Origin of the sequence: Mycobacterium sp., assembly GCF_035623875.1 — a bacterium.
Lineage (GTDB): Bacteria > Actinomycetota > Actinomycetes > Mycobacteriales > Mycobacteriaceae > Mycobacterium.
In genome coordinates, this window is record NZ_DASPSP010000234.1 from 1 (window position 1) to 25,754 (window position 25,754).

Consider the following 25,754-nt stretch of genomic DNA (forward strand, 5'->3'; position numbering starts at 1 on the left):
ACTTCAACTTGGTCGGCGTCCCCACGGCCCGCAACTCACCGCGATGCATCAACGCCACCCGATCGCACAACGCGTCGGCCTCTTCCATGTAGTGGGTGGTCAGCAGAACCGTCATACCGAACTGGGCCTGCATGCTTTGTATCTGGTTCCAGACACCTTCTCGGGCAATGGGATCCAGCCCGACGGTGGGTTCGTCGAGCACCAGCAGCGACGGGCGGTTGACAAGCGCTTGCGCTACCTCGAGCCGGCGCACCATGCCGCCGGCGTAGGTTCCTGCGAGCCGGTTGGCCATGCCGAGTAATTCCATGGCGGTCAGCGCCTGCTCGACACGTTCTGCGCGCTGGGTGCGAGGCACGCCATACAGCCGCGCGAACCACTCCACGTTCTGTTTGCCCGTCAGTGCGGGCTCGATTGAAAGCTGTTGTGGCACATAGCCGATATTGCTTCGGATGTCGACCGTCTGATGACGCGAGTCCAACCCGAAGATACGCAGCTGACCGTGCTGGACCGGCGTCAGCGTGGTGAGCACGCGCACCAATGTGGTTTTGCCGGCCCCATTTGGCCCGAGCAGGCCCATCGTCTCACCGGGCCGCACCTGCAGCGTCACATCATCGACGGCGGTGAACTTGCCGTAGCGATAGGTCAGGTGCTGGCAATCGATGGCCGGGGGTAGCAGTTCGCTCATGATCGTCGCTCCTGAAGTAGTCGTGTCATCGTGTCGAGAACCTCCAGTCCCTTTGCCAGAGAATCGATTTGATCGTCGTCTAGTTCGCCGAGGACCTCGGACAGCAGCGCTCGTCGTGCGGTCCTGGACGCGTCGACGATCTGTTGGGTGGGCGCGGCGAGTGCGAGCTCGCCGACCCGGCGGTCGGCAGACCCGACGCTGCGGGTGAGTAAGCCGCCGGATACCAGCTTGGAAACCAGCGTCGAGGCGGTGTTGGGCACCAACCCGAGTTCGGCGGCGGCGGCGCTGACCGATATCCCCGGCTTGCGGCCCACCAGCCCGAGCAGCTCCGACTGGGATTCGGTGAGTCGCGTTGAATCAAACCCGCGGCCGACGGACCTTCGAAGTTGACGGCGGAATCTCCCGACGACCCGGAAAACCTCCGCTGCCAAATCGGTGTTTACCTGCACTTACATCACAATACCTCTGTTTACGAGCTAAATATTGGTGTGAGCTGTGTAGTCGTTATGCATTCGTAACCGCGCTATCGCTCGAGGGGCTGCAGCCGCACGTCCGTCAGGTCGCCGTGGCGGACAGTCGCGGTCATGTAGGTGCAAGCCGGTTGGCGGCGGCGATCCGTCGGCGACCCGGGATTGAGCAGCCGCAGCCCGATACTGGTCGTGGTGTCCCACGGGATGTGACTGTGGCCAAAGATCAACACGTCGGTATCGGGGTAGCGCCGCGACATCCGTGCCTCCCGGCCGGCCACCGCGCCGGTCTCGTGGACAACGGTGAAGTGCAGCCCTTCCAGCACTACGTCCGCACGTTCCGGCAGCCGCGACCGCAGCGCCGGTCCGTCGTTGTTCCCCCAACACGCCACCAGCCGAGCGGCTCTGGCCGCCAGCGTGTCGAGCAACTCGGGCGTCACCCAGTCGCCGGCATGAAAGACGACATCGGCCTGCGCCACTTCGTCCCATACCTCTGCCGGCAGATCGCGGGCGCGTCGCGGCACATGCGTATCGGCGAGCATTAGCAGCCTCATCCGCTCATCCTGCAACAGGATTCGCCGCTAGGTTTGTCTACTGCGCGAGGCGGCCCGAACCGCCGGTGTCCTCGACGTGCAGCCGGGTGTCTCGAAACCACCCGTGATGAGCCTTCGCGGCAACCATTGCCAGTGCCCCCTCCAGTATCTGTGCGCGCGCCAGCCGGCTTCGGCGATCTGTGTAGCCCCGGTGCCGTTCATCGCCAAATCACGGGTGCGTCGACCGCGCGAAACTGGTGCTCTTCGCCGGGCCGGTGTTTGTCACTACCCCGGTCGCCACCGGGGTGAGCGCGGCACTATCGTTTCTACCTAAGCAGAGGAGAACAGAATGCGTACCTTCGACTCAGTTGCCGACCTCGCCGCCGCCCAGGGTCAAAGCATCGGGCAGAGCGACTGGGTCACCATCACCCAGGAGGACGTCAACCTCTTCGCCGATGCGACCGGTGATCACCAGTGGATCCACGTGGATCCGGAGCGGGCGGCGAAGGGTCCGTTCGGCAAGACCATCGCCCATGGCTTCATGACCCTGGCCCTACTCCCCCGGCTCCAGCACCAGATGTACACGGTCAACGGCATCAAGCTCGCCGTCAACTACGGCCTGAACAAGGTCCGCTTCCCCGCACCGGTGCCGGTCGGGTCGAAGGTTCGCGCGCAGAGCTCGTTGGTCGGGGTCGAGGACCTCGGCAACGGCGCCGTGCAGGCGACCGTGTCGACTACCGTGGAGATCGAGGGGTCGGCCAAGCCGGCGTGTGTGGCCGAGAGCGTCGTCCGCTACATCTCGTAGGCTCAGATCGTGGACGCTGAACTGGCATCCTGGCTGGCCGCCGGACGGCACTTCGACTACCTCGGTTTTGACATCTTCTACCGGATGGAAGGCAGTGGACCTCCGCTCCTGCTGGTCCACGGTTACCCGTTCAACTCCTTTGACTGGGCACCGATCTGGCCAACACTGACGGAACGTTTCACCGTTATCGCACCGGACATGATGGGCATGGGCTTCTCCGCAAAGCCGGTCGCCTACGAATACTCAGTGCACGACCACGCAGACATGCATGAGGCACTGCTGGCCCACCTGGGAATCGGCAACGCGCACATCATGGCCCACGACATCGGCGATTCGGTGGGCCAGGAACTGTTGGCCCGTCACGAGTTTGGTCAGCCCTCCTATGGTGAGTTGAGCATCGACTCCATCACCTGGCTCAACGGAGGCATGTTCGTCGAGACCTACACGCCGCGGGCGGCGCAAAAGCTGATGTCGCGGACGCCCTTGGGTGACATCTTCAGTCATGTGCAGAACAGCCCGTTGTCTCGTCGGCTGCTGGAACCAACGCTGCGCGAGATGTTCGGCCCTAACACCAAACCGACACGGCACATGATGGACGTGTTCAACCAGATCCTGGATTACAACGACGGCCGGCGGGTGCTGCACAAGGTCGGCCGCTTCATCAACGACCGCTACACGCATCGAAATCGGTGGGTGCGTGCCATGCGGCAGACCGCGGTTCCGATGCGATTGATCGACGGGCCGGTCGACCCCAACTCCGGTGCGCACATGGCCCGCCGCTACGCGGAGGTGATACCCCACCCCGATGTGGTGATGCTCGCCGACGACATCGGGCATTGGCCGCAACTCGAAGCGCCCGATGCCGTGCTGACCCACTTTCTGGCCCACATCGACCGCGTCACAGCCGGTTGAACGCTACATACGCGCAGAATTTAGGCCTGACGGGCGCCTACAGCTGATTCGAGTTCGGTCAGAGCCTTCTCGGTGAGCGCCGTCAAGGCGGCGACGTCGGGAACCGTGTCGCGCCCTGCGACATAACCGAATCCGATTCGACGGGCGTACGAGCAGGTCGTCACGTTGAGCGCTTGGCCATCGTAGACTGCCGACACCGGGTAGATCTCCTCGAGATGCGCTCCATTCCAATACATCTGGGACTCTGGACCGCGAAGGTGTGATATCGGCACGTTGTATCCGGTCCCTACCTTCGGAGCGATCGGCAGCAGCGGCGGCAGCACCGTCGCGGCCATACTCGCAGCAACCGTCAGCAGCGACGCCGCCGATCCACGCTTGGACACCCAATGCTTCCCGTCCGCCATCGACCGGTGAATCAAGTCCAAGCGTGCCACGGGATCGGCCAAATTCGTGCCCAGTGGGCATAGCCACGCGCCGAACCTGTTGCCATGTAGGCCATCTGCTGCAGCAACGTCATCGCCGCGCACTGTGATCGGGCAGATTGCCACCAGCGACTTTTCAGGTAGCTCGCCGCGGCCGAGCAGCCAGCAGCGCAACGCGCCGGCTATTGCAGTGGTCACGACGTCGTTGCCGGTCACTCCGGTGGCCGTTTGGATAGCCTTGATGCGATCTTTGGGCCAGCTATCCGCCGCGACGACACGCTCGGGCCCGAGACGACCGTTGAACCGCGTGTAGGGCGCACCGAAAGGCAGCACGGTGGTACGGCCGGCCAGGCCCTCGACTAGGTTCGAAACCTCGCCGGTGACAACTCGTTCGATCAGCCCAATGCCCGACTTCACGGTGCCCACTAGATTCGGCCCTCGACGGGTGCGCGACACCGCCGACTTGGGTTGGCGGTCGGCATAAAACGGGGGAATCGACCGACGTGTTGGGTCGGTGGTGAGTGCGTCGGCGATCATTCGAAAACCGGCTACGCCATCGACGACGGAGTGATGAATCTTCACAAAGAAGGCGAAGTGGCCACTGTCGAACCCGTCAATCAGATAGGACATCCACATCGGACGCGACCGGTCAAGAGGTTGTGCATGCAGCTCACCGATCAGCTGCCAGAGCCCGTCACGGCCCCCGGACGCTGTTCGGCGCTGGCAATGCTGTTTCATGTCAAGGATTTCGGTCTGGCGCCAAACCCAAATCCCGCCGGTTTCCACGCCGCGATGCGGATATCTGCGAAGCCTCGAGTCAACCGGATCGTCCGCGGTGAGCGCCCCGCGATGCAGTTGGTCGACATAGTCCCGACCCGCGTCCTTCGGCGCCGACAGGATGAGCACAGCACCCACGTGCAGCGGGTTGAACAGGAGTTCCGCGGTCATCATTGCCGCGTCCAGCGGGTCCAGCGGGTTCATCGCATCCCTCCGCAGCTAGGCAGGGCGGGCACGTAACACCGGTGATTCGTCCAGGAGACCTGACTGCACCAACGCGTCCCGCACGAACCGCTGTACTGGCCGCGAGCGGAAGAACCCGATGTGGCCGCCGGGATACCACATGATCTGCGGTCTGCCCCAGTGCTTCCAGAGCAGGGTCACCTGTTCGCGCGGATGCACCAGCCGATCAGCGACGCCGGCATAGATGAATCGTCCCGGCATGGGCACCAGCGGAGTAAGCGATAGCGGGGAGACCATTCGACCAATAGGCGCGGCCAATTCCAATGTGCGACGGCGCGGATCGTTGCCAGCGAGCCCGGCGTGGCGACGCACCACTTCGACCACATCGGCCACCGGCACACCGAGAATCGCACAGGTGAGCCCCTTTTCAAGACTGGCGACCAATCCTGCGATGTAGCCCCCGAGCGACAGACTGTTCAACCCGATTGGCGACTGCGGCTCTTGCGACCGTATCCAGGTCAACAGCCGCCTTATGTCCCAGACCGCCTGCGCCGTCGCGTGCACGTCATCGAGGATGTCTTCACCCGGAAAAACGGCGCCCTTGGGCAGACCGCGCGCACGAGGGCCATGCATCGGAAGGACGGGCAGGACGACGTTCAGGCCGAATTCTTCATGCAATTGCCAGGCACGAAACGCTGTGAGATCAAGCGCCCCGCGGCCCATCTCGGTTCCGTGCACACACACCAGCCACGGTCGTGGCTCCGGGTGGCGCAACAACAGCGCATACTCACGGTCGTTGGCGCTGTATCCCTGCCATCGCTCTCGGCCTGGTTCACCGGGATGCGGTGCGTACCCGCTGTCGAAATCGATACGGTGGAAGTTGCGTTTGCGCCCCTTGACGCGCCGGACGGTGACATCCGAAAGCAGAGAGGGCCGGACGAAGAAACCTCTCGGATTTTCCAGCCATCCCCTGTCTCGGTAAAACTCCAGTGCCGCGACGACTTCGCGGCCGATTCGCTCGAACGCACGTGGGTGGCTGACCGGGCGGCGCGCCTTCAGCCCCTTCAGGACGATTTCATCGCGAATAGCCTGCCCTGCGAGAGCGATAGTGGGCCGCGCGATCGGAAGTTCATCAGGTGTGTGATCGTGAGACCCCAGCAACGATCGAGCAACGTAGCGACCAGTTCGCCTTAGCGGGCGGACTACGTTCCCCAGCGCCGCACCGGGCGGGGTTTGATGCCGGTGCCCGTGAGTGTCGTCGCTGGAGGGTAGTGCCATGACGGTTGAGGCTAAGACCGCATCACGGGTCGTGGTAGGGACTTACGTCCCGCCGAAGGTCACCGCGGAAGCTTGCCGACCGGTGTTGCAATCGAGCTACTGGCGAGGCGCAGTAAGGCCGAATGTTGCGGTGACGCAGGACTTTAGTCACTCGTCTGGCCGATGGGGGCGTCATAGTGTCGAAGCGTCAGATCGGCAAAGAAGACAGACACAAGCGCCACACAAGACCGAGCCACGCTGGGCCGAACGCCAACACAGCTGTGCTGTATGAGCATCGCCTAACCTTCCTTGGTTGCCGGCGTGGACGAACGACGCTCTGCGATGAACTTCCAGAAGGGTAACGAAATGACAGCCACCGGCGAATCATTGTTGAAGACTCAACCCGAGGCTGATACCCGGGCCTGGGAATTTCTGATCGACACCTCGAAGGTTTCCTTTGAGGCCGTGGCCGCATTCACCTCAGGGACCATGGCGGCAAGGACGCGTCAGAACTCGCAGACGCGGCCAGCGCAGCCGCCGGTAAAGTCTGTGCCTGCCTGAGTCACTACGGGTTCCGGCGCCGCATAGGTCAATACTTGTCCTTCGCGGCTGCCGTAGCGATATACCGTGATGCCCTTGACCTTCGCCTTCCACGCGGCCAGATAGATGGCACGGACATCGTCGACCGTCGCGGCGGCGGGCAAGTTGACCGTTTTGGATACCGCAGCATCCACGTGGCGCTGTACGGCCGACTGCATCCGCAGGTGCCACTCCGGAGCTATCTCGGCTGCGGTCGGGAACGCTGCCCGCACCTCCTGGGGCAGCTGCGGGCAGCCGCGCACGCCCCCTCGCTGCGCGATCTCGGCCATCAGGTCGTCCCGGTAGAAGCCCTGGTCGCGGGCGACCCGGTCAAAGCACGCGTTGACTTCCAGCAATTGTCTGCCGACGATCGCGCGGGTAAAGGCGATGGCGAACATCGGCTCGATCCCGGCGGTGGTGCCGGCGATCAGTGAGATGGTGCCGGTCGGCGCGACCGAGGTGATTTGGGCGTTGCGCCGAGGACCTGAACGCGCGAATCGGCTATTACCGATTGCGGGGAACGATCCTCGGTCTTCGGCCAGCCGACTCGAGGCGGCGGATCCCGCTCGCCTTATACGACGCATGACCTGGCTGGCGAGCCGCACAGCCTCTTCGCTGTCGTACGGAACACCCAGTATGGCAAGTAGTTCCGCCAGACCCATGACCCCCAGCCCGATCTTGCGGGTGGCGCGGGTAGCGTCGCAGACTTCAGTGAAGGGGTAGCGGCTGACGTCGATGACGTCGTCGAGGAATCGCACCGCTACTCCGGCGACATCGTCGATCCGGTCCCAGTCGACGCGACCGTTCGTGATCATTCGCGCAAGGTTGATTGAGCCGAGGTTGCACGACTCGTAAGGCAGAAGCGGGACCTCCCCGCAAGGATTGGTCGCCTCGATTCTGCCTTGCCCGGGCACCGGATTGGACCGATTGATCGTGTCCATGAACACCAAACCGGGGTCGCCACACGCGTGCGCTCCTTCGCAGATGGCGTGGAACAGCTCGGCTGCCGGAATCTGCGCGACCGTCTTACCAGTTCGCGGATTGACCATACGGTGTACGCCGCCGCGTTCAACAGCGTGCAGGAAAGCATCGGTCACCCCGACCGAAAGGTTGAAATGCGTTAGTTCACTGGGCAATTTGGCCTTAGTGCTGACGAAGTCGCGGATGTCCGGGTGCGACACGTCAAGCACTGCCATGCATGCGCCTCGCCGACGTCCGCCCATGGAGACGACCCGCGCCGCAGTGTCGTACAGCCGAAGGAACGACATCGGTCCGCTGGCCGTGCCGCCGGTACTAGCCACTCGATCGCCGGCGGGCCGCAGGTGGCTGAACGCAAACCCGGTCCCGCCGCCGGCCCGCTGGATCTCAGCGGCCTGTCCGAGTGTCGCAAAGATCGAACGCAGCGAATCTTCAACGGGCAGCACAAAACAGCCGGACAGTAGCCCGATATCGGTGCCTGCGTTCATCAGCGTGGGTGAATTGGGTAGGAATTCGAGGTTGCGCAGTAATGATGAGAACCGCTCGGCCCACTGTGCGGACGAGCCCGGCCGATACTCGTCCTCAGCCGCGGCGACGCAGCGTGCCGCGCGGTCCATCATCTCGCCGGTCGACTCTATCGGTCGACCCTGGTCGTCGTGCAGCAGATAACGCTCCCGCAGGACTGTCGCAGCCGCCAGGCTCAGCTTCAGTTCATCGCGCACGCCGAGCAACGCCTTGGCGGTCCGCAACTCCGCGTGCCGCTGCCGGTAGACGACATATGCACGGGCGACGTCTTCAAGACCGGCCTCACCCAGCCGCGCCTCGACAAAGTTCTGGATCTCTTCGACGGACGCAACGCGGGGTCCCAGTGCATTGGCGACGGTGCACGCCACAGTGGCCGGCATGTCGGGATCGTTGTAAGCCACTTCGCGTGCCGCCCGGGTGATCGCGGCCTCAATCCGCGCGATGTCGAACGGCACCAAAGCTCCATCGCGCCGCCGGACTTTCGCCGGCCATCCCGACATGACCGGCGACTTCATGGCGTGACCCGGAACAACCTACTTGCTCATGGGATGGGATATCGCCGACTGCACCGCGCCGAACCGATGTTGTGCCCGCTTGTCGACCGCTTTCTGCTCTTCAGCGGTGACGACGACGGCGTCCGGGCCTGGAAACACCGTCGCCACGTGGTCGGTGTCGAGCCACCGCACCACATACGGTGGTGAACCGTCGGATGAGTGCACCTCTGCGATCAGCCCACGCTGGTCGGGTCGATCGACCGTCGCGCCCTTGATTACCAGCCAGTCTCCAACCTTCGCCTTCATGAGCATCCCTCTCCTTCGGAAGTTCAATCGTGAAGGCATCCGGGGCGACCGCGGAAGGGCATCAGGCCCTAACTGTTGTGGTCGAAAGTCCCTCCGGGATTCACAGGATCGTTCGACGAGGAGGCCATCATGGTTTCATCATCTCGGACCGAAACCAGCACTCATGTTCGCTGTGACGCTATCTCCGCGCAGCAACCACTGTCACACCGATGACCTTGTATCAAGTAACAGATCGCCTTCATGAGGAACGCACAGTTCGCGTGCCGGTCAACGCCATTGGCCCTACGGTCTCCGCGTGGTTGGCTGAGTTGGGCGCCAATAGTCCAATGGTTGAAGACCTCGCTTTCGGCGAGCACTTGGCAGTTCACGTGGCTGCTGCGGCCGAAGCAACGTCTTCGCGATCGACACCGACTCCCGCGCCGTCCGACATCTCGACCCGTCGAATCGGCACGGCGGATTCCTCGCAAAAGGACTCCATTGACCCTTTCGCATCGCCGGACAGTGTGTCTGCGCCGACGAGCTGCCACTCACCTTGCCATTCGATGAGTCCGAATCGCACATCCAATGGCGGCACCTGCTCGAAGTTCACGGTTGCGGTGATCTTCCACTGCTGAGCGTCTAAATAGGCATCTCGGAAATCGCTGACACTGATCGAGCCGTGTTGGCATGTGTCGGCGGCAAGATCGGCCACAATCAGTTGGGTTTTTTCCGGTGATAGTCGCTCACGAAGAGCGCCAGATGTGATCCTGCGCAGTTCGTCGACGTCCGCTTCCTGCACCGCGCGCGCATATCTCTCGATAGCGTTGCGCACGCTGGCCAAGTCCACTTCGGTTCCTTTCCACCGCACTGGATGTCGTTTTGGTGTCTGCTGCCCTATGCGGTAAGTGGGGGCGCGGAATGCCGTCGTTTCCGCCCGCCCGGCTGGCGGTGAACGTGTGAGGTCGGCTTACTCCTCGTCTTCGATGATGTGAACCGCGGCCTCCTCTGCGGAGGCCGCGCCGCCACTAATACCGGCGTCCTCAGCTACCAGTCCCGCCTCGGTATCGTCGCCAAATCCCTGGTCTGGCGCGACAAGCCGGCCTGCTCGCACACTGCCGACTTCACGTGCCTCCGGGAATTCAGCTTCACGCTCAGCCGCGTCGGAGCGTTCCTGCTCCTCTTTGTCGAGCCAGACATTAATGCGCGCTGCTGGATCCGGCTCTTCCTCGGCAAGCAGCTGGTCCATGCCTTCCGACGGACCGAAGGCGCCAGGCCCGTATGGCTGCTCGGGCGGCGAAAACCCTTCATCGAGTGCGTCATCGAGGCCACGGTCGATGAGGGTGTCTTCTGGCTGCAGCTGATTGTCATCCTCCGGGCTGTATTCGCCGGCCGCCGGTCCAGCGTCATAGTGAGTGCTCATACCTATGCCTTAACCGTCGTAGGGTCAATGGTTGGCGATGGCTCGGGGATCGTGCCCGGCGGCCATGCATTTGATGACGATGTCGCGGGCGGTGGTCATCGCTTCTCCTGGAAATCGTTGGAGACCCAGCGAGATAACTTACGGGCCAGTTCGAAGCTAAAACGCCCGGGCATGCCGATCTAGGGCCATTTGGCCTTCGATCTGGGACTTTGGACCTGTCGACTGGCGCTGCACCAGGCGGCTTGGCTGGAGGTAGCCAGCAGGTAGCCAGGGCCTTTCAGCCGCGCCCTCGATATCTGAATACCTATTGTGCAACCGATCACGCACCCGCCAGCCACAGATCGAGGAGTTGACATGGGTGACAACCGCTATCTCGAAATCATCAAACGCTTACTTAACGCGGAGACGTACTTCCGTTGGCGCGAGGAGACTGACGAGTCTGAACATGATCGACCGCATCCCGAAGAGGGGCCGAACTAACGACACACAGGTGCCGATTCTTCGGCCGGCGTGGTATCGGCCAGCGTCTAGTGAATGCCTTCGGGATCGAGATACCTTTCTTCCACTCCCTGAATCAACCGGTGGCGTATCCGTTCCAGATCTGCGGCCTCGTGTGCCACCAACTCGTCCTCCCATCAGAATTCGGCGACCGCATGCTCGAGGCGTTCGGCCAGTCTGGCCTGTGCCTCTGCGCGCCGAGTTGGTAGGTGCTGAGACGGGAAAGCCGTTGACACCGGCTGGTATTCGCGCAGGGTACGACGGGCAACGGTCATCTTGTGCAACTCGGTGGCCCCGTCGGCGATCCCCAGCGACTCGGCGGCGATCATCATCTTGATGAACGGCATCTCGTTGGACACTCCGAGCGCGCCGTGCAGGTGCATGGCACGCTGCACGACGTCGTGCAGCACCTGCGGCATCGCCACCTTGACCGCGGCGATATCGCGGCGCACCTTTTGGTAGTCGTGATGCTTGTCGATCAGCCACGCAGTACGCAGCACCAGCAATCGAAACTGCTCGATCTGGATCCAGCTGTCGGCGATCTTTTCCTGGGTCATCTGGAAGTTCGCCAATGGACCATTTCGGGTCTGGCGTGATACCGCCCGCTCGCACATCATGTCGAATGCCCGCCGGGCCAAGGCGATGGTGCGCATGGCGTGATGAATGCGGCCACCGCCGAGGCGCGTCTGCGCGATCGCGAACGCCTGTCCTTCGCCGCCGAGGATGTGGTCGGCCGGCACTCGGACGTCGGTATAGCGGACGTAACCATGGGTGGCGTGCGAGTCAGTACCGACCCCCACGTTGCGGATGATCTCGATGCCCGGTGTGTCGGCGGGCACGATGAACAGCGACATCTTGTCGCGGGTACGCGCGTCAGGGTTGGTGACTGCCATGACGATGAAAAAGGTCGCATGTCTGGCGTTGGTGGAAAACCACTTCTCGCCATTGATCACCCAGGCGCCGTTGTCGCGTTCGGCGCTTGTGACGAACAGCCCTGGATCCGAACCGCCTTGGGGCTCGGTCATGGAATAACACGAGGTGATTTCACCGTCGAGCAGCGGCTGCAGGTAGCGAGCTTTCTGCTCGGCGGTGCCGAACATGGCAAGGATCTCGGCGTTACCCGAGTCGGGTGCCTGGCAACCGAACACCGACGGGGCCCAGCGCGACCGGCCGAGTATTTCATTGAGCAGCGCGAGCTTGACCTGGCCGTAGCCTTGGCCGCCGAGTTCAGGTCTCAGATGCGCAGCCCACAGCCCCTGGCCCTTAACCTGCTGCTGCAGGGGTCGCAGGATCGCCATCGTCTCGGCGCTTTTCTTGTCGTACGGATCGAGCGCGACCAGATCGAGCGGCTCGAGCTCGTCGACCATGAACCGTTCGACCCAGTCCAGCTTCTCCTGGTATTCAGGGTCTGTTTCGAAGTCCCACACGATTTCAGACGCTACTACTCTGGCTACCAATGACAATCCACGCACGTCCCGCACTAAAGACTGACATCTCCGAGCTGTCGCACGTCCTCGGCCGCGCCTTCTACGACGACCCGGTGTCGGAGTGGATCATGCCCGACGACAGGACACGGGCGGCCAACCTGCGGAGATTTTTCGCGACGGTGACCCGGCACCATCACCTCGCCGGCGGCGGGGTGGAAGTGGCCAGCGACAGGTCGACCATCGGCGCGGCGGCGCTGTGGGATCCGCCGGGCCGGTGGAAGCAGTCGTCGCGCGTGCAACTGATGATGCTGCCGTCGTTCATCCTCGGCTTCGGATTTCGGCTGTCAGTTGGCCGCAAACTCGGCGACCTGCTTAACCGGATGAAGCAACAACACCCAGAGGAACCGCATTGGTACTTGGCGGTGATCGGCAGCCACACCTCGGTGCGCGGCAAAGGCTACGGGCAGGCCCTGATGCGTTCGCGGTTGGACCGAGTCGACGCCGAACACGCTCCTGCCTACCTCGAGTCGAGCAAGCCGGAAAACGTGCCTTACTACCAGCGATTTGGCTTCGAGGTGAGCGGCGAAATCGTGCTGCCCGGTGGCGGCCCGACGCTGTGGCCGATGTGGCGAGCGCCGAGGTAGCTCACCGACCCGCCTCGGTGGTGTCGTGCAAAGTCGCTCGAAATTGCATTGCCCGGTAAGGCCATCCGTGTGCGGTGTTCCACTGCGACACCACCAGGCCGACACCGCCGGCGACGTCGAGCTTCGACCCAGGCAGGACGTATCCGCCGTAGAGCTGCGCGACCCGGCTGTGGGCATGATCTTCGGCGTCCCATTCGGACCCGACGACCGGCATCTGCAGTGGTGCATCGTGCACAGCGGTGAGGGAATCGACGACCCGATAACCGAGGGCGTACTTCGAGGATAGGAATCCGCCCAGGACCCACTTGCCTTTACCCAATCGCCGCAGCGACAGCTCGCCCCAGGCTTCACCGGCGGGCGTTAGCGGCGTCGGCTCCTGACCCCAGGACCACCGACCCTTGCCGGTTCGTCCCCACCCGGAGTACTTACGCAGATCGCCGATGTGCTCCGGGCGCACCCGCTTGAGGATGATTCCTTTGTCCCGCTGAAAGCCGGTGGAAACGACGTAGATCCAGCCGTCGACCGGGTCGTAATCCCACGACCAGCACTGCGCGTGACCGTTGTGCAAACCGGCCGGAAACTTCGTGTCGCCGCCGAGGTGTCGCCACGAGATCCCGTCGTTGTCCGACCTCCAGATCTCGGTCCAAACGACGTTGCCGAAGCCCCGGTTGACGATCGCGTGCAGGTAGAGCGTGTCATCCACCCGCAGTAGGTCGGAAGGAATCACCGTGCTGATGCCGCGACGCGGCCTGCCGGACTTAACGGTGTGATGCGGGTAGCGCCACAGCTGGTGCGCGTAATCGGCATCGCCGCCGCCGGCGCGCTGGTAGGTGATGGGGTGATTGGCGTCGCCGGTGCCGATGAGGATCACCGGTGAACGCCAGTCGCCGTGGCCAACGCTGTTGCCGGAGAAGGTGTCTCCGAACACCGACACCAATGTCCCGTTGGGCGCGACTACCGACGCGCCCAGGTCGGTGCATGTCACTCCCCACCGGTCGGTGATGCCGGGGCCGGTGATGTCGGCCAGCTTGCCGACTTTGCGACGCGAGGTAGCCAACGGGGTCAGCCCGACCACGGCCGGCCGTCGACGATGATGTCCAGCCGCTCGTTGAAGAACGCGATGCGATCGGTGACCGGTTCGGCTTCGCGCAGCGGCTGGTGGTAGGTCCACGCCACGTCAGCTGGACCGTCGGGCACCGAGAAGTAGGACGCCCGGCCCTTGTATGCGCAGTAGCTGACGGTGTCGGTCGGCTCGAGATCGACGACGACGTCGGCGCGCGGCAGGTAGAAGCGCACCGGCAGCAAGGTCTCGAACAACAGCAGCGGCCGCGATGACTCGGCCAGCAGCCTGCCTTCCCACTCGACCCGGACGTGCCGGGTGCTGGCGAGGATGTCGATGCGTTTGAACGGATCATGCGGGTGGGCGACGATCGGCTCGTCCTCTTCGCGCCACTCGAACGCGCTGAAATCGAACGTGACGTAACCGGTCAGGTCCGGATCATCGGGCCGGAAGGCCGCCGACGCGCGCCTGGCACCGTCGAGGACGACGTCGAACATCTCGCCCGTACAGCTGTGTGCCGTGAACGGGTTGGTCGGGACCAAGACCGGCAAATCGGCAAGGTCGTCAACCCTGCCCGCCGACTCCAGCCCGGCCGAGACATCCCGCTCCGGCACCGCGTACGTCGGGACCACTCGCCGGGGTTCCCAGATCAGCAGTCCGTTGACGGTGTCGGCAACAAGCTCTTCGCCCAGGTAGATCCGAAGGCGCTTGTCGGTGGGTTCGTAGCGCAGCGACTGCAGCGCGCCGCCGAGCAGATCTCGCATTCTGGTGCCCATGGCATCATCATCGCGCCGCGGCTGAGATTACGGGCTGCTCTGCCACCCGTTGATGCCGATCACGATCATCCGCAGCTGCTTGACTGCGGTTCGCCGGATCTCCTCGATTGCCTCGGCGCTATGGGCGTCCTCGAGCGCCTCGGCGACGACGATCATCGAGTTGACGAACAGGGTCGCCAGCACGTTGAGATCTTCGGTGCTCCAGGCGTTCAGCCCCGGGAACCGGGCGAGGTCGGTGGCCAGCTCGGAGGTGAGAAGCCGGAACTCGGTGCGGATGGCATAGCGCAGCACGGTGACGCCGCTGGAGCGCTCGCGCCCGATGAAGCGCCAGTGTTCGCGACGCTCGGTGACGCTGGCGACGACGATCTCCACGGACGACTCGATCACCCGGTTCGGATCGAGCTTGCCGGCGCGGGCGCCGCGCAGCATGTCGCGCAGGGTTCGAAACGACTCGTCGATCAAGACCAGCCCAAGGGCCTCCATCGATTCGAAGTGACGGTAGAACGCCCCGGGGACAATCCCGGCTTCCCGGGTCACCTCGCGCAGGCTCAGGCCACTGAAACTGCGGTCGTCGAGCAGTTTGAGCGCCGCGGCGACGATGGCCCGCCGGGTCGCCTCTTTGCGCTCCTCGCGGGACGGGCCTTCGCGGCTACGTCCGCGACCCGACCGGCGCGGGCGTGAGCTAGGCGCACGACTGTTCACTGTGTGAACGCTATCACAGACCTGCGGAAATACTTGACGAGCAGGGGCATGGCGTCGCACGGTATACATATGTTCACCCAAAAATCCACCCAAATCTTGACAAAGCGGGTACTGGGTTCTGACCTGGTCAACCTGCTTACCGGTCCGCACGGCGTCGACCGGTACACCGAACTACTGGCCCCCACCTGGACGCGCGGCGAGGGCCGCGCGAAGGTCGTCGATGTGCGCCGGACCACCCCGCGCAGCGTGACCCTGGTGCTGGCGCCCAACGACGCGTTCACCGACACCGGTCGCGCCCTTCGTGCCGGACAGTACGTCAACCTCAGCGTCGAGATCGACGGCCGCCGGCACACCCGCTGCTATTCACCGGCCAATGCCGAGGGCAGCTCGCTTCTGGAGCTGACGATCGGACATCACGACGGTGGGCTGGTCTCGACGTTCCTGTACGAGCGAGCCCGGCGCGGGATGGTCGTCGGGCTTACCGGGGTCGGCGGCGACTTCGTCTTGCCGGCGCAACGACCCTGCCGGATTCTGTTCGTCTCCGGTGGAAGTGGCATCACGCCCGTCATGGCGATGCTGCGCACGCTGGTCAACGAGGGTCATTCCGGCGAAATCGCGTTTGTGCACTACGCGCCCAACGCTGCCGAGGCCTGCTACCGCGACGAGCTCGCCGAGATGGCCGGCGTGCGGGTGCTGCACGGCTACACCCGCTCAGCCGACGGCGATCTCGAAGGCCGGTTTGGGCCCGAACACCTGGCGGCGGCGATGCCGGAGCCGGATGCCGTATTCGTCTGTGGGCCAACATCTTTAATCGACGCCGTCCGTGAGTACTGCGCAAATGCGTACGCGGAGAGCTTCGTGGCACCGACTCTCGAGCTGCCCGCGGAGCCGTCGGGCGGGCGAGTGTCATTCGCGGACAGCGGCATTGACGTTGTTGACGACGGCCGCTCGCTGCTCAAGCAAGCCGAAGCGGCCGGCCTCACCCCGGAGAGCGGATGCCGGATGGGCATCTGCCATACCTGCACACGCCGCAAAACCTGCGGCGTGGTGCGCAACCTGACCACCGGCGCGGTGTCGACCGCGCCCGACGAGGACGTGCAGATCTGTGTGTCGGTCCCCGTCGGCGACGTCGACATTGCCCTTTAGGCCCTCTAGAGAATCTGGAGAAGTTCATGTCACAGCCCAAGATCTCGCTGACGTCCGAGCAGGCCGATGCTTTCGGCCGTGAACTCGACGCCATCAAGGAACGCGTGATGGCCGACCTCGGCCAGCGCGACGCCGAATACATCCGCCGCGTCATCAAGACGCAGCGCGCCCTGGAAGTCGGCGGGCGTGCCCTGCTGTTCGCCGGGATCCTGCCGCCGGCCTGGCTGGCCGGCACCGCGATGCTCGGAGTGGCAAAGATCCTCGACAACATGGAGATCGGCCACAACATCATGCACGGCCAGTACGACTGGATGCGGGATCCGACGATCCGCGGCCGCGACTTCGAATGGGACACCGCGTGCCCGGCCGATCAGTGGCGGCATTCGCACAACTACATGCACCACACCTACACCAACATCGTGGGCATGGACCGCGACATCGGCTATGGCATCCTGCGGATGAGCGAGGATCAGCCCTGGCAGCCGTACTTCCTGGGCAACCCGCTCTACGCGTTCCTGCTGATGGTGCTGTTCCAGTACGGGGTCGCATTGCACGAACTGGAAACCGAGCGCATCCGCTCCGGCGAGATCCGGGTGGCTGATAAACGGGAAGTCCTGCAAGGTATTTGGCGCAAGACTCGCAGGCAGATGCTGAAGGACTACGTCGCCTTCCCGCTACTGGCCGGGCCGTTCGCCCCGTTCGTGTTCGCCGGCAACCTGTCGGCCAATCTGATCCGCAACGTGTGGTCGTACATGATCATCTTCTGCGGCCACTTCCCGGATGGCACACAGGAATTCACGGTCGAAGAGACTCGGGACGAGTCACGTGGGATGTGGTATTTCCGCCAGATCCTCGGTTCGGCGAACTTGACTGGCGGCAAGCTCTTTCACGTGCTGTCCGGCAACTTGTCGCACCAGATCGAACACCACCTGTTCCCGGACATGCCGGCTCGCCGGTACGCGGAGACCGCGCCCGAGGTGCGTGAGATCTGCCGCCGCTACGGCATCCCGTACAACTCGGGCTCGCTGCCGCGGCAGTTCGCCACCGTCGTGCGCAAGATCGTCAAACTCGCGCTGCCGCCCAAGAAGCCCAGCACCACCGAGGCGCGTGAGCTGGTCACCGCCTGAGTGCATCGACTGGCTAGGAGCTGGGGTTCATCACCCCAGCTCGTAGGACTCCCGCGACACTCGGAAGAAGTGCCCGGTGCTGGTGTCGGTGCACTTCATCGCCGACTGCTCTGGGCTGCAGGCGATCACACCCGCTGATAGCGGTTGGTCGTAATTCACCGGGTCGGCAGCCGCCAAGGCGCCTGGACTGTAGCCCACAATCGGCAACTGGCCCCGCATGAGAACGACGGTGCTAGTGGCGTCGGCCCGGCCCTGCGGGGGCGGCTGCGGTGGCACCCAGCTCTGGTTAACGATGTCGCACTGCACGAAATTCTTACCGAGCCCGAATCTGTCTGTTGGAGGGTAGTTAACCAGGTTGCAGGAGATGTCTCCCGACGGCGACTGGAACTGCATGGAGAAGGGGTTCGCGTGCGCACTTCCTGCCACGCCGATCGTGGCCGCGCCGGCTATCGCGCAGACCCCCGCAATCATCAGTGTCCACCGGACGGGACGCTCGCCGCTTATCGCCCGACGACGATTTAGCACACTTAGAGCTAAGCGGTGACCAGTTTCGCTGCCGTTGCTAGATTGTCAAGCCATGGTTAATTTGCCCTCACTGGATGGCGTCGAGCACAAGTTCGTCGAGGTGGGGGGCGGTGTGACGATTCACGTTGCCGACGCCGGCCCCGCCGACGGGCCGCCGGTAATGCTGGTGCACGGCTTTCCGGAGAACTGGTGGGAGTGGCGCGAGCTGATCGGGCCGTTGGCCGCGGACGGCTACCGGGTGCTGTGCCCCGACCTGCGGGGCGCGGGGTGGAGTTCGGCGCCGCGCTCGCGCTATCTGAAGAACGACATGGCCGACGACCTGGCCGCCGTGCTGGACCGACTGGACGTCGGGCCGGTGAAGTTGGTTGCCCACGACTGGGGTGGGCCGGTCGCGTTCATCATGATGCTGCGCCACCCGGCAAAGGTGACCGGGTTCTTCGGACTCAATACCGCCGCGCCCTACGTGCAGCGCGATCTCTCATCGGTTCGCAACATCTGGCGGTTCTGGTACCAGATCCCGATGTTGCTCCCGGTGATCGGGCCGCGCCTGATCGCAGATTCCAAGGCCCGCTACTTCAGGATGCTGGCATCGTGGGTCGGCGGCGGGTTCAGCGTTCCCGAGGAGGACGTTCGCATGTATGTCGAGTGCATGCGTCAGCCCGGGCACGCGGTAGCCGGTTCGCGTTGGTATCGGACATTTCAGAGCACGGAGATGCTGCGCTGGCTACGGGGCGAATTCGACGACGTCCCAGTCGACGTCCCGGTCCGCTGGCTGAGTGGCACCCAAGATCCCGTGCTCACACCGGATCTGCTGAGCGGATATGCCCAGCACATCAGCGATTTCGAGGTTGAGCTGGTCGACGGTGTCGGCCACTGGATCGTCGAGCAACGCCCCGATCTGGTGCTGGACCGGCTGCGAGCCTTCCTCAAGATGTGAGGCTGGTTCTAGCGCCGATACCCGAGCAGCGCAACGGACGCGTGCAGGGCGGGCTCCACGATCTCGCGAACGCTGTGCCCGTCTTCGACGGCGAGCGCGGTCAGTTCCCGCAGGCCGCCCACCAAGATCACCGCCGACGGCCGGGTCAATGGCGGCAGCCCGGCCTGTTGAAACCCTGGGCTGCCGCTGAGGTTGATCAACAGACTGGTCAACAGCTTCAGGCCCCGACGCTGGAACGGACGCGCCGCCGCGTCCAGAGACGGCAGCTCGCGGATCCAGCTCAACGTGATGGCCGGTCGGGCTTCGATGTGGCCGACGTAAGCTTCCACGGCCTGGCGAATCTGCGCCTGCCAGTCCGCGCCCGGATCGACGGCGTCGCGGATCTCCTTCGCCAGGTTGTCGACGTCGGCGTGCAGCAGCTCGAGAAAACACTGCTCCTTACCGGGGAACTGGTTGTAGAACGTCCGCTTCGACGTGCGGGCGTGACGGACGATGTCGGCGACGGTGGAGGCGCGGTATCCACGCTCGGTTATCGAGGCCGCGAGGCCCTCGAGCAGGCGGCGTCGAAACGGGTCGACATCGATCGGTCCGGCCGAAGCCGCATCGTCAGCGACGGTTGCCGCCACGTCGTCTCCTTCTGATGCATCCAAGCTGGATCAGGCCTTGCCAGCACTTGGTACCAAAGAGTACCGTACCCGAATAGACCTTTGGTACCACGCAGTACCATCTCGATGTTGGGAGTGCACAACGATGAGCACCATCGACACAGCGGCGGCCCCGGCTCCGCCCGCCATCAGATTGCCTCCAGCCGCCCGGATTCCGAAGCCCATTCAGGGCGCGGCATTCTCATTCTCGCGCCGGTGGATTGTGCGGCAGATGGCCCGCCGCCACGGCGACGTCTTCATGCTCAACGTTCCGATCTACGGCCCCATCGTGGTGGTGGCGAATCCCCAACTGGCCAAGCAGATTTTCACCACCAGCCCGGAGGTGCTCGGCAACATCAAGCCCAACCTCAGCCGGCTGCTCGGGTCAGGCTCGGTGTTCGCGCTCGACGGCGATGAGCACCGAGAGCGGCGCCGCCTGTTGGCTCCGCCTTTCCACGGTAAGAGCATCAAGAACTACGAGACCATCATCGAAGAAGAGACGCTGCGCGAAATCGCCGGCTGGCCCGAGGGGACCCCATTCGCGACGCTGCCGTCGACGATGCGGATCACGCTCAACGCGATCCTGCGTGCGGTCTTCGGTGCCGAAGGCGCCGAGCTCGATCAGCTGCGGCGGATTCTCCCGCCGTGGGTGACACTGGGCTCGCGGCTGGCGATACTGCCCAAGCCGAAGCGAACCTATGGCCGCTACTCCCCCTGGGGGCGGATGGCGGAGTGGCGGCGCCAATTCGACCTCGTTCTCGACAAGCTCATCGCAGATGAGCGGGCAGACCCGAATTTCGAGGATCGCAGCGATGTGCTGGCGCTGATGTTGCGTAACACCTATGAGGACGGTACGACGATGTCGCGCAGCGACATTGGTGATGAGTTGCTGACGCTATTGGCGGCCGGACATGAAACCACGGCGGCCACCCTGGGGTGGGCGTTCGAACGGGTGAGCCGACATCCCGATGTGCTCGCCGCACTGGTTGCCGAGGCCGACACTGACGAAAACGAACTGCGGCAGGCGATGATCCTCGAGGTGCAGCGCAGCAGAACGGTGATAGATTTCGCCGGCCGCCACGTCTACGCGCCCGTCTATGAACTCGGCGACTGGGCCATTCCCCGCGGGTTGTCGATCGTGGTGAGCATCGCGCGCCTGCACGCCAACCCCGACGCCTTCCCTGACCCGGACCGCTTCGACCCGCAGCGCTTCGTCGGCTCCAAGCCGCCCAGCTTCGCCTGGATCCCGTTCGGCGGCGGCGCCCGGCGTTGTGTGGGAGCCGTGTTCGCCAACATGGAAATGGACGTGGTGCTGCGAACGGTGCTGCGCCACTTCACTATCGAAACCACCACTGCGCCAGGGGAGAAGTACCATTCCCGCGGCGTTGCCTTCACCCCGAAGGACGGCGGCAAGGTCGTGGTCCACCGGCGTTAAGATCGGCGGTCATGACAGCCGACGCCAACCAGCTCGTAGACACGATGAACGGCGCCCTGGCATCGACGATCCCGATTGCGGACAAGATGGGCGTGAAGGTCGTCGAGGCTCGTCCCGGTTTCGCCGCCACGACCGTCCCGGCCGAAGGCAACGGCAACCACTTCGGCGTCATCTATGCCGGCGTGCTGTTCACCGTGGCCGAAGTCCTCGGCGGCATCATTCCGCTGATCACCTTCGACACCGCCAAGTACTTCCCGCTGGTCAAGAACCTCGACATCCAATTCGTCGCGATGGCCAAATCTGACGTGCGGGCCGAAGCCAGCCTCGACGACGAAACGATCACGCGGGTCGAAGCCGAAGCGGCACAACGCGGTAAGGCCGACTTCACGCTGGAGGCAGTGGTGACCGACGCCAACGGTCAGACCGTCGCCACCACACGCGGGCTGTATCAGTTGCGAGCGATCGGCAGCTAGGTAATCTCGCGGTCTGTCGTCGTTAGCGGTCGGCTGCGGCCCGTCTCGGCAGCTTCCAGTCCGGCCTGATGAAGTGGCAGGTGTACCCGTTGGGGTAGTGCTCCAGGTAGTCCTGGTGCTCGGGCTCGGCCTCCCAGAAGTCGCCGGCGGGGCTGACTTCGGTCACCACCTTGCCGGGCCATAGCCCGGACGCCTCGACGTCGGCTATGGTGTCCACCGCAATGCGCTTCTGCTCCTCGTCGAGGTAGAAGATCGCGGAGCGGTAGCTGGTTCCGACGTCGTTACCCTGCCGGTTCTTCGTAGTCGGATCGTGGATCTGGAAAAAGAATTCGAGCAACGTTCGGAAGTCGGTGCGTGCCGGGTCGTAGATGATCTCGATGGCTTCGGCATGTGTGCCGTGGTTGCGATAGGTCGCATTGGGAACGTCACCGCCGGTGTAGCCAACCCTGGTCGAAACCACGCCGGGCTGCTTGCGGATCAAGTCCTGCATACCCCAAAAGCAGCCGCCGGCCAGTATTGCCTTGCTGTAGTCCGTCATCCTGTCGATTATCCCGTGCCGCAGCACCGGCTGCCAGGACTGCCTGCCATCGCTCAGTGCTTTCCGGCGGTTGCTCGACAAACCCAGTAGAACGTGTTCTAGTTTCTTGCGTGAAGCAGGTGTTTAGCCGCGACGAGCTGGCCGCTGCGTTTGAGAATTTCGAGCAGACGGTAGCCCGCGCCGCCGAGACCAGGAATTGGGACGCCTGGGTGCAGCAGTACACGCCGGATGTCGATTACATCGAGCACGCCGCGGGCACGATGAAGGGCCGCGACCAGGTGCTCACCTGGATCCGCGAGACGATGACGACCTTCCCGGGCAGCCACATGACGGCCTTTCCGTCGCTTTGGTCGGTGATCGACGAGCCGACCGGGCGCATCATCTGCGAGCTGGACAACCCGATGCGCGATCCCGGTGACGGCACCATCATCAGCGCGACGAACATCTCGATCATCACCTACGCGGGCGACGGCCAGTGGTGCCGACAAGAAGACATCTACAACCCGCTGCGCTTTGTGCGGGCGGCGGTGAAGTGGTGCAAGAAAGCCGAGGCGCTGGGCACGCTGGACGACGACGCGGCCCGCTGGCTGCGTCAGTACGGAGGTGCAACGTGAGCGCACCCAAGCTGGTCATCGGCGCCAACGGGTTTTTGGGCTCGCATGTCACCCGCCAACTCGTCGCGGCGGGCGCCGAAGTGCGCGCGACGGTGCGCCCGACCGCCAACACGCGCAGCATCGACGATCTCGAGGTCACCCGATTCCAGGGTGACGTCTTCGACACCGCCACCGTGCGCCAGGCGATGGACGGTTGCGACGAGGTGTACTACTGCGTGGTCGACACCCGGGCGTGGCTGCAAGACCCGTTGCCGCTGTTTCGCACCAACGTCGAAGGACTGCGCAACGTCCTCGACGTCGCCGTCGAAAAACCAATCGCCGCGAAGCTGCGTCGTTTCGTGTTCACCAGCACCTATGCGACGGTCGGCCGGCGGCACGGCCGCGTCGCAACCGAAGATGACCAGATCGACCGGCGTCGGCTCACCCCGTATGTCGAGTCGAGGGTCCAGGCCGAAGACATGGTGCTGCGATATGCGTCGGAAAGAGGTCTGCCCGCGGTCGCCATGTGCGTCTCGACGACCTACGGCAGTGGTGACTGGGGCCGCACGCCGCACGGCGCGTTCATCGCCGGCGCGGTCTTCGGCAAGCTGCCTTTTCTGATGAACGGCATCCAGCTGGAGGTCGTCGGTGTCGACGACGCGGCCAGGGCGCTGCTGCTGGCTGCCGAACGCGGACGCAACGGCGAGCGATACCTCATATCCGAACGGATGATTCCGCTGAAAGAGGTCGTCAAGATAGCGGCCGACGAAGCCGGAGTGCCGCCGCCCCGGCGGTCCATCTCGGTGCCGGCGCTCTACGGACTGGGCGCACTGGGCAGCCTGCGAGCCCGGTTGACCGGTAAAGATGCCGAACTCAGCCTGGCGTCGGTGCGGATGATGCGCGCCGAAGCCCCGGTCGACCACAGCAAGGCCGGCCGCGAACTGGGTTGGGAGCCAAGGCCGGTCGAGGAGTCCATCCGGGAGGCGGCGCGGTTCTGGGCCGACTTGAAAAACGCCCGGCAAAACAGCAAGACCGCGCCATCCGAGTAAGTCGGAATCGCGCTTAACTTCACCACGCTGAGCTCTCCGCGTGTCTTGTCTAGCTAAAGTGTTTTTTGTTACATAGTGTGACGCATGGTGAATGTGTGGTGTCCTTGCACTGAAACATGTCACCCAGCGCTGCTGCTTAGCGACCATTGCGTTTTTGCGGTGAGGCGGCGGTGACAACAACGACGCCGGCCCGGCTCACCGACTACGTGCGTGACCAACTCGAGCCCCCGCTGGCGACGATCGGCGGCTTTGCCCATATGTGCGTACTGGCCGGAAAAGCGTTGTTTCGTAGACCGTTTCACTGGCGCGAGTGCATCGTCCAGTGCTGGTTCATCACCAGAGTCGCGACGCTACCCACCATCGCGGTCTCGATACCGCTGACCGTGCTGATCATCTTCACGCTCAACACGCTGCTGGCCGCATTTGGCGCCGCCGACATCTCAGGTGCGGGCGCGGCCTTGGGCGCGGTCACCCAACTGGGACCGCTGACCACCGTGCTGGTGGTAGCCGGCGCCGGGTCTACGGCCATTTGCGCCGACTTGGGTGCGCGCACCATCCGCGAGGAAATCGACGCGATGGAGGTCCTCGGCATCGACCCCATCCACCGACTGGTAGTGCCGCGGGTGGTGGCGGCGACCATCGTCGCCACCCTGCTCAACGGGACAGTCATCACCATCGGGCTGGTCGGCGGCTTCTTGTTCGGCGTTCACCTGCAGAACGTCTCGGGTGGTGCGTACCTCGCCACGCTGACCTTGGTCACCGGCCTACCGGAGGTGATCATTGCGACGGTCAAGGCCGCGGTGTTCGGAACGATCGCAGGCCTGGTGGGCTGTTACCGCGGCCTGACGACAAAGGGCGGTCCCAAAGGCGTGGGCATCGCCGTCAACGAAACGCTGGTGTTGTGCGTGCTCGCGTTGTTTGCGGTCAACGTGGTGCTGACCACAATCGGTGTGCGGTTCGGGACGGGACGCTGACATGGCTAATGTTTCAGCAGCCGCTGTTTTACAGGCGCGATTTCCACGCGCCGTCGCGAACTTCAACCACTATGTCGGCGGCCCGCTGCGGGGGCTTAACAAGGCCGGACACCTCACCAGGTTCGCCATTACCGGTGGCTGGTCGATCGGGTGGGCGCTACGCCGCTATCGCCGAGAGACGTTGCGGCTGATCGCTCAGATCGGCATGGGCACCGGAGCGATGGCGGTCGTCGGCGGTACCGCGGCGATCGTCGGTTTCGTGACGCTGTCCGGCGGCTCGCTGATCGCCATCCAGGGTTTCGCATCGCTGGGCAACATCGGCGTCGAGGCGTTCACCGGATTCTTCGCCGCGCTGGCCAACGTCCGCGTGGTCACGGCCGTGGTGACCGGCGTTGCGCTGGCGGCCACGGTCGGTGCCGGCGCGACCGCCGAGCTGGGAGCCATGCGGATCAGCGAGGAGATCGATGCGCTCGAGGTGATGGGCATCAAGTCGGTCGCGTTCCTGGTGTCAACCCGACTGATGGCGGGGTTGGTGGTGGTCGTGCCGCTGTACGCGATGGCGCTCGTGATGTCCTTCCTGTCGGGACAGGTTGTCACGACTCTGTTTTACGGCCAGTCGGTGGGCACCTACGAGCACTACTTCCGCACATTCCTGCGCGTCGAGGATGTGTTCTGGTCGGGGGCCGAAGTCATCGTGATGGCCGTGATCGTGATGATCACCCACTGCTACTACGGATACAACGCCAGCGGCGGGCCGGTCGGCGTGGGAGAAGCCGTGGGCCGATCGATGCGCTTCTCGTTGGTCTCAACGGTGATCGTTGTCCTGTTGACCTCGCTCGCGCTTTACGGCGTCGACCCGAACTTCAACCTCACGGTGTAGCCGC

General features: G+C 63.9%; 28 protein-coding genes. 12 read left to right on the forward strand and 16 right to left on the reverse strand.

Annotated elements, in window-relative coordinates; all coding sequences use genetic code 11:
- The 3 genes from VEI45_RS19105 to VEI45_RS19115 all read right to left on the reverse strand — a co-directional run.
- Nucleotides 1-685: ATP-binding cassette domain-containing protein (locus tag VEI45_RS19105; protein WP_324856041.1), on the reverse strand; the 685-nt coding region annotated here is incomplete at its 3' end.
- A complete protein-coding gene (locus VEI45_RS19110; protein WP_324856043.1) occupies nucleotides 682-1,134 on the reverse strand; it encodes a MarR family winged helix-turn-helix transcriptional regulator in 453 nt (150 codons plus the stop codon). The genes VEI45_RS19105 and VEI45_RS19110, both read right to left, overlap by 4 nt.
- Nucleotides 1,135-1,208: 74 nt before the next feature.
- Complete coding sequence (locus VEI45_RS19115; protein ID WP_324856044.1) at nucleotides 1,209-1,706, reverse strand: metallophosphoesterase; 498 nt, start codon at nucleotides 1,704-1,706, stop codon at nucleotides 1,209-1,211.
- A gap of 328 nt (nucleotides 1,707-2,034) precedes the next feature.
- On the opposite strand from VEI45_RS19115, the gene VEI45_RS19120 reads away from it, so the two are divergent.
- Both VEI45_RS19120 and VEI45_RS19125 read left to right on the forward strand, forming a co-directional pair.
- A complete protein-coding gene (locus VEI45_RS19120; RefSeq protein WP_324856047.1) occupies nucleotides 2,035-2,490 on the forward strand; it encodes a MaoC family dehydratase in 456 nt (151 codons plus the stop codon).
- 9 nt (nucleotides 2,491-2,499) lie between these two features.
- Entirely contained in the window at nucleotides 2,500-3,402 is a 903-nt protein-coding gene (locus tag VEI45_RS19125; protein ID WP_324856049.1) for an alpha/beta hydrolase, read from the forward strand.
- 20 nt (nucleotides 3,403-3,422) lie between these two features.
- Here the strand turns inward: VEI45_RS19125 and VEI45_RS19130 are convergent, their stop codons facing one another.
- The 7 genes from VEI45_RS19130 to VEI45_RS19160 form a co-directional block, all read right to left on the reverse strand.
- Nucleotides 3,423-4,805, reverse strand: a complete 1,383-nt coding sequence (locus tag VEI45_RS19130) for a wax ester/triacylglycerol synthase family O-acyltransferase (protein ID WP_324856051.1) — start codon at nucleotides 4,803-4,805, stop codon at nucleotides 3,423-3,425.
- A gap of 15 nt (nucleotides 4,806-4,820) precedes the next feature.
- The gene (locus VEI45_RS19135; RefSeq protein WP_324856053.1) at nucleotides 4,821-6,062 is read right to left on the reverse strand and encodes a hypothetical protein; all 1,242 of its coding nucleotides are present in this window, start codon (nucleotides 6,060-6,062) and stop codon (nucleotides 4,821-4,823) included.
- A gap of 485 nt (nucleotides 6,063-6,547) precedes the next feature.
- Nucleotides 6,548-8,623 (reverse strand): adenosylcobalamin-dependent ribonucleoside-diphosphate reductase, encoded by a 2,076-nt coding sequence (locus tag VEI45_RS19140; RefSeq protein ID WP_414687533.1) that lies wholly within the window; start codon nucleotides 8,621-8,623, stop codon nucleotides 6,548-6,550.
- 33 nt (nucleotides 8,624-8,656) lie between these two features.
- Nucleotides 8,657-8,923 carry a DUF1918 domain-containing protein gene (locus tag VEI45_RS19145; protein ID WP_324856057.1) on the reverse strand — a complete coding sequence of 89 codons (267 nt, stop codon included), beginning with the start codon at nucleotides 8,921-8,923 and terminating at the stop codon, nucleotides 8,657-8,659.
- 364 nt (nucleotides 8,924-9,287) lie between these two features.
- Nucleotides 9,288-9,743 (reverse strand): hypothetical protein, encoded by a 456-nt coding sequence (locus tag VEI45_RS19150; RefSeq protein ID WP_324856148.1) that lies wholly within the window; start codon nucleotides 9,741-9,743, stop codon nucleotides 9,288-9,290.
- Between the two features lie 126 nt (nucleotides 9,744-9,869).
- Nucleotides 9,870-10,322: a DUF5709 domain-containing protein gene (locus VEI45_RS19155; RefSeq protein WP_324856059.1), complete on the reverse strand. Its 453-nt coding sequence runs from the start codon at nucleotides 10,320-10,322 to the stop codon at nucleotides 9,870-9,872.
- Nucleotides 10,323-10,957: 635 nt separating this feature from the next.
- Nucleotides 10,958-12,250 (reverse strand): acyl-CoA dehydrogenase family protein, encoded by a 1,293-nt coding sequence (locus VEI45_RS19160; protein ID WP_324856134.1) that lies wholly within the window; start codon nucleotides 12,248-12,250, stop codon nucleotides 10,958-10,960.
- A gap of 26 nt (nucleotides 12,251-12,276) precedes the next feature.
- On the opposite strand from VEI45_RS19160, the gene VEI45_RS19165 reads away from it, so the two are divergent.
- On the forward strand, nucleotides 12,277-12,891 hold the full coding sequence (locus tag VEI45_RS19165) for a GNAT family N-acetyltransferase (RefSeq protein WP_324856061.1): 615 nt from the start codon (nucleotides 12,277-12,279) through the stop codon (nucleotides 12,889-12,891).
- 1 nt (nucleotide 12,892) lies between these two features.
- Here VEI45_RS19165 and VEI45_RS19170 read toward each other — a convergent pair whose 3' ends face one another.
- Genes VEI45_RS19170 through VEI45_RS19180 form a run of 3 tightly spaced genes read right to left on the reverse strand, consistent with a single transcriptional unit; the run spans nucleotide 12,893 to nucleotide 15,429 of the window.
- Nucleotides 12,893-13,948 carry a DUF4185 domain-containing protein gene (locus VEI45_RS19170; RefSeq protein ID WP_324856063.1) on the reverse strand — a complete coding sequence of 352 codons (1,056 nt, stop codon included), beginning with the start codon at nucleotides 13,946-13,948 and terminating at the stop codon, nucleotides 12,893-12,895.
- 5 nt (nucleotides 13,949-13,953) lie between these two features.
- Complete coding sequence (locus VEI45_RS19175; RefSeq protein WP_324856065.1) at nucleotides 13,954-14,727, reverse strand: DUF427 domain-containing protein; 774 nt, start codon at nucleotides 14,725-14,727, stop codon at nucleotides 13,954-13,956.
- Nucleotides 14,728-14,754: 27 nt separating this feature from the next.
- Entirely contained in the window at nucleotides 14,755-15,429 is a 675-nt protein-coding gene (locus VEI45_RS19180) for a TetR family transcriptional regulator (RefSeq protein ID WP_324856067.1), read from the reverse strand.
- 69 nt (nucleotides 15,430-15,498) lie between these two features.
- On the opposite strand from VEI45_RS19180, the gene VEI45_RS19185 reads away from it, so the two are divergent.
- Nucleotides 15,499-16,575, forward strand: a complete 1,077-nt coding sequence (locus VEI45_RS19185) for a ferredoxin reductase (RefSeq protein ID WP_324856069.1) — start codon at nucleotides 15,499-15,501, stop codon at nucleotides 16,573-16,575.
- Nucleotides 16,576-16,601: 26 nt separating this feature from the next.
- On the forward strand, nucleotides 16,602-17,702 hold the full coding sequence (locus tag VEI45_RS19190; RefSeq protein ID WP_324856071.1) for an acyl-CoA desaturase: 1,101 nt from the start codon (nucleotides 16,602-16,604) through the stop codon (nucleotides 17,700-17,702).
- A gap of 30 nt (nucleotides 17,703-17,732) precedes the next feature.
- Here the strand turns inward: VEI45_RS19190 and VEI45_RS19195 are convergent, their stop codons facing one another.
- Entirely contained in the window at nucleotides 17,733-17,978 is a 246-nt protein-coding gene (locus VEI45_RS19195; RefSeq protein ID WP_324856073.1) for a hypothetical protein, read from the reverse strand.
- A gap of 301 nt (nucleotides 17,979-18,279) precedes the next feature.
- Here VEI45_RS19195 and VEI45_RS19200 point away from each other — a divergent pair, with 301 nt between their 5' ends.
- The gene (locus tag VEI45_RS19200; RefSeq protein WP_324856075.1) at nucleotides 18,280-19,164 is read left to right on the forward strand and encodes an alpha/beta hydrolase; all 885 of its coding nucleotides are present in this window, start codon (nucleotides 18,280-18,282) and stop codon (nucleotides 19,162-19,164) included.
- An 8-nt stretch (nucleotides 19,165-19,172) separates the two neighbouring features.
- Here the strand turns inward: VEI45_RS19200 and VEI45_RS19205 are convergent, their stop codons facing one another.
- Nucleotides 19,173-19,790, reverse strand: coding sequence for a TetR/AcrR family transcriptional regulator (locus VEI45_RS19205; RefSeq protein ID WP_324856077.1), 618 nt, complete (start codon nucleotides 19,788-19,790; stop codon nucleotides 19,173-19,175).
- Between the two features lie 124 nt (nucleotides 19,791-19,914).
- On the opposite strand from VEI45_RS19205, the gene VEI45_RS19210 reads away from it, so the two are divergent.
- Both VEI45_RS19210 and VEI45_RS19215 read left to right on the forward strand, forming a co-directional pair.
- Nucleotides 19,915-21,243: a cytochrome P450 gene (locus VEI45_RS19210; protein WP_324856079.1), complete on the forward strand. Its 1,329-nt coding sequence runs from the start codon at nucleotides 19,915-19,917 to the stop codon at nucleotides 21,241-21,243.
- 11 nt (nucleotides 21,244-21,254) lie between these two features.
- On the forward strand, nucleotides 21,255-21,716 hold the full coding sequence (locus tag VEI45_RS19215) for a PaaI family thioesterase (RefSeq protein WP_324856081.1): 462 nt from the start codon (nucleotides 21,255-21,257) through the stop codon (nucleotides 21,714-21,716).
- 22 nt (nucleotides 21,717-21,738) lie between these two features.
- On the opposite strand, the gene msrA is transcribed toward VEI45_RS19215, so the two are convergent.
- The gene (gene msrA / locus VEI45_RS19220; protein WP_324856084.1) at nucleotides 21,739-22,254 is read right to left on the reverse strand and encodes a peptide-methionine (S)-S-oxide reductase MsrA; all 516 of its coding nucleotides are present in this window, start codon (nucleotides 22,252-22,254) and stop codon (nucleotides 21,739-21,741) included.
- A gap of 110 nt (nucleotides 22,255-22,364) precedes the next feature.
- On the opposite strand from msrA, the gene VEI45_RS19225 reads away from it, so the two are divergent.
- From VEI45_RS19225 to VEI45_RS19240, 4 genes are all read left to right on the forward strand, one after another.
- Nucleotides 22,365-22,868, forward strand: coding sequence for a nuclear transport factor 2 family protein (locus VEI45_RS19225; protein ID WP_324856086.1), 504 nt, complete (start codon nucleotides 22,365-22,367; stop codon nucleotides 22,866-22,868).
- Nucleotides 22,865-23,896, forward strand: coding sequence for an NAD-dependent epimerase/dehydratase family protein (locus VEI45_RS19230; protein ID WP_324856088.1), 1,032 nt, complete (start codon nucleotides 22,865-22,867; stop codon nucleotides 23,894-23,896). Before VEI45_RS19225 ends, VEI45_RS19230 begins: the two co-directional genes overlap by 4 nt.
- Before the next feature lie 257 nt (nucleotides 23,897-24,153).
- On the forward strand, nucleotides 24,154-24,870 hold the full coding sequence (locus VEI45_RS19235) for an MlaE family ABC transporter permease (protein WP_414687534.1): 717 nt from the start codon (nucleotides 24,154-24,156) through the stop codon (nucleotides 24,868-24,870).
- 1 nt (nucleotide 24,871) lies between these two features.
- Nucleotides 24,872-25,750 (forward strand): ABC transporter permease, encoded by an 879-nt coding sequence (locus tag VEI45_RS19240; RefSeq protein ID WP_324856092.1) that lies wholly within the window; start codon nucleotides 24,872-24,874, stop codon nucleotides 25,748-25,750.
- Nucleotides 25,751-25,754: the final 4 nt, after the last annotated feature.

What these genes read in the sequence shown, in the direction of transcription:
- VEI45_RS19115 (WP_324856044.1), bottom strand. Translation starts at nt 1,706, where the DNA reads ATGAGGCTGCTAATGCTCGCCGATACGCATGTGCCGCGACGCGCCCGC.
- VEI45_RS19120 (WP_324856047.1), top strand. Translation starts at nt 2,035, where the DNA reads ATGCGTACCTTCGACTCAGTTGCCGACCTCGCCGCCGCCCAGGGTCAA.
- VEI45_RS19130 (WP_324856051.1), bottom strand. Translation starts at nt 4,805, where the DNA reads ATGAACCCGCTGGACCCGCTGGACGCGGCAATGATGACCGCGGAACTC.
- VEI45_RS19135 (WP_324856053.1), bottom strand. Translation starts at nt 6,062, where the DNA reads ATGGCACTACCCTCCAGCGACGACACTCACGGGCACCGGCATCAAACC.
- VEI45_RS19140 (WP_414687533.1), bottom strand. Translation starts at nt 8,623, where the DNA reads ATGTCGGGATGGCCGGCGAAAGTCCGGCGGCGCGATGGAGCTTTGGTG.
- VEI45_RS19145 (WP_324856057.1), bottom strand. Translation starts at nt 8,923, where the DNA reads ATGAAGGCGAAGGTTGGAGACTGGCTGGTAATCAAGGGCGCGACGGTC.
- VEI45_RS19155 (WP_324856059.1), bottom strand. Translation starts at nt 10,322, where the DNA reads ATGAGCACTCACTATGACGCTGGACCGGCGGCCGGCGAATACAGCCCG.
- VEI45_RS19165 (WP_324856061.1), top strand. Translation starts at nt 12,277, where the DNA reads ATGACAATCCACGCACGTCCCGCACTAAAGACTGACATCTCCGAGCTG.
- VEI45_RS19175 (WP_324856065.1), bottom strand. Translation starts at nt 14,727, where the DNA reads ATGGGCACCAGAATGCGAGATCTGCTCGGCGGCGCGCTGCAGTCGCTG.
- VEI45_RS19185 (WP_324856069.1), top strand. Translation starts at nt 15,499, where the DNA reads ATGTTCACCCAAAAATCCACCCAAATCTTGACAAAGCGGGTACTGGGT.
- VEI45_RS19190 (WP_324856071.1), top strand. Translation starts at nt 16,602, where the DNA reads ATGTCACAGCCCAAGATCTCGCTGACGTCCGAGCAGGCCGATGCTTTC.
- VEI45_RS19200 (WP_324856075.1), top strand. Translation starts at nt 18,280, where the DNA reads ATGGTTAATTTGCCCTCACTGGATGGCGTCGAGCACAAGTTCGTCGAG.
- VEI45_RS19210 (WP_324856079.1), top strand. Translation starts at nt 19,915, where the DNA reads ATGAGCACCATCGACACAGCGGCGGCCCCGGCTCCGCCCGCCATCAGA.
- VEI45_RS19215 (WP_324856081.1), top strand. Translation starts at nt 21,255, where the DNA reads ATGACAGCCGACGCCAACCAGCTCGTAGACACGATGAACGGCGCCCTG.
- msrA (WP_324856084.1), bottom strand. Translation starts at nt 22,254, where the DNA reads ATGACGGACTACAGCAAGGCAATACTGGCCGGCGGCTGCTTTTGGGGT.
- VEI45_RS19235 (WP_414687534.1), top strand. Translation starts at nt 24,154, where the DNA reads ATGTGCGTACTGGCCGGAAAAGCGTTGTTTCGTAGACCGTTTCACTGG.
- VEI45_RS19240 (WP_324856092.1), top strand. Translation starts at nt 24,872, where the DNA reads ATGGCTAATGTTTCAGCAGCCGCTGTTTTACAGGCGCGATTTCCACGC.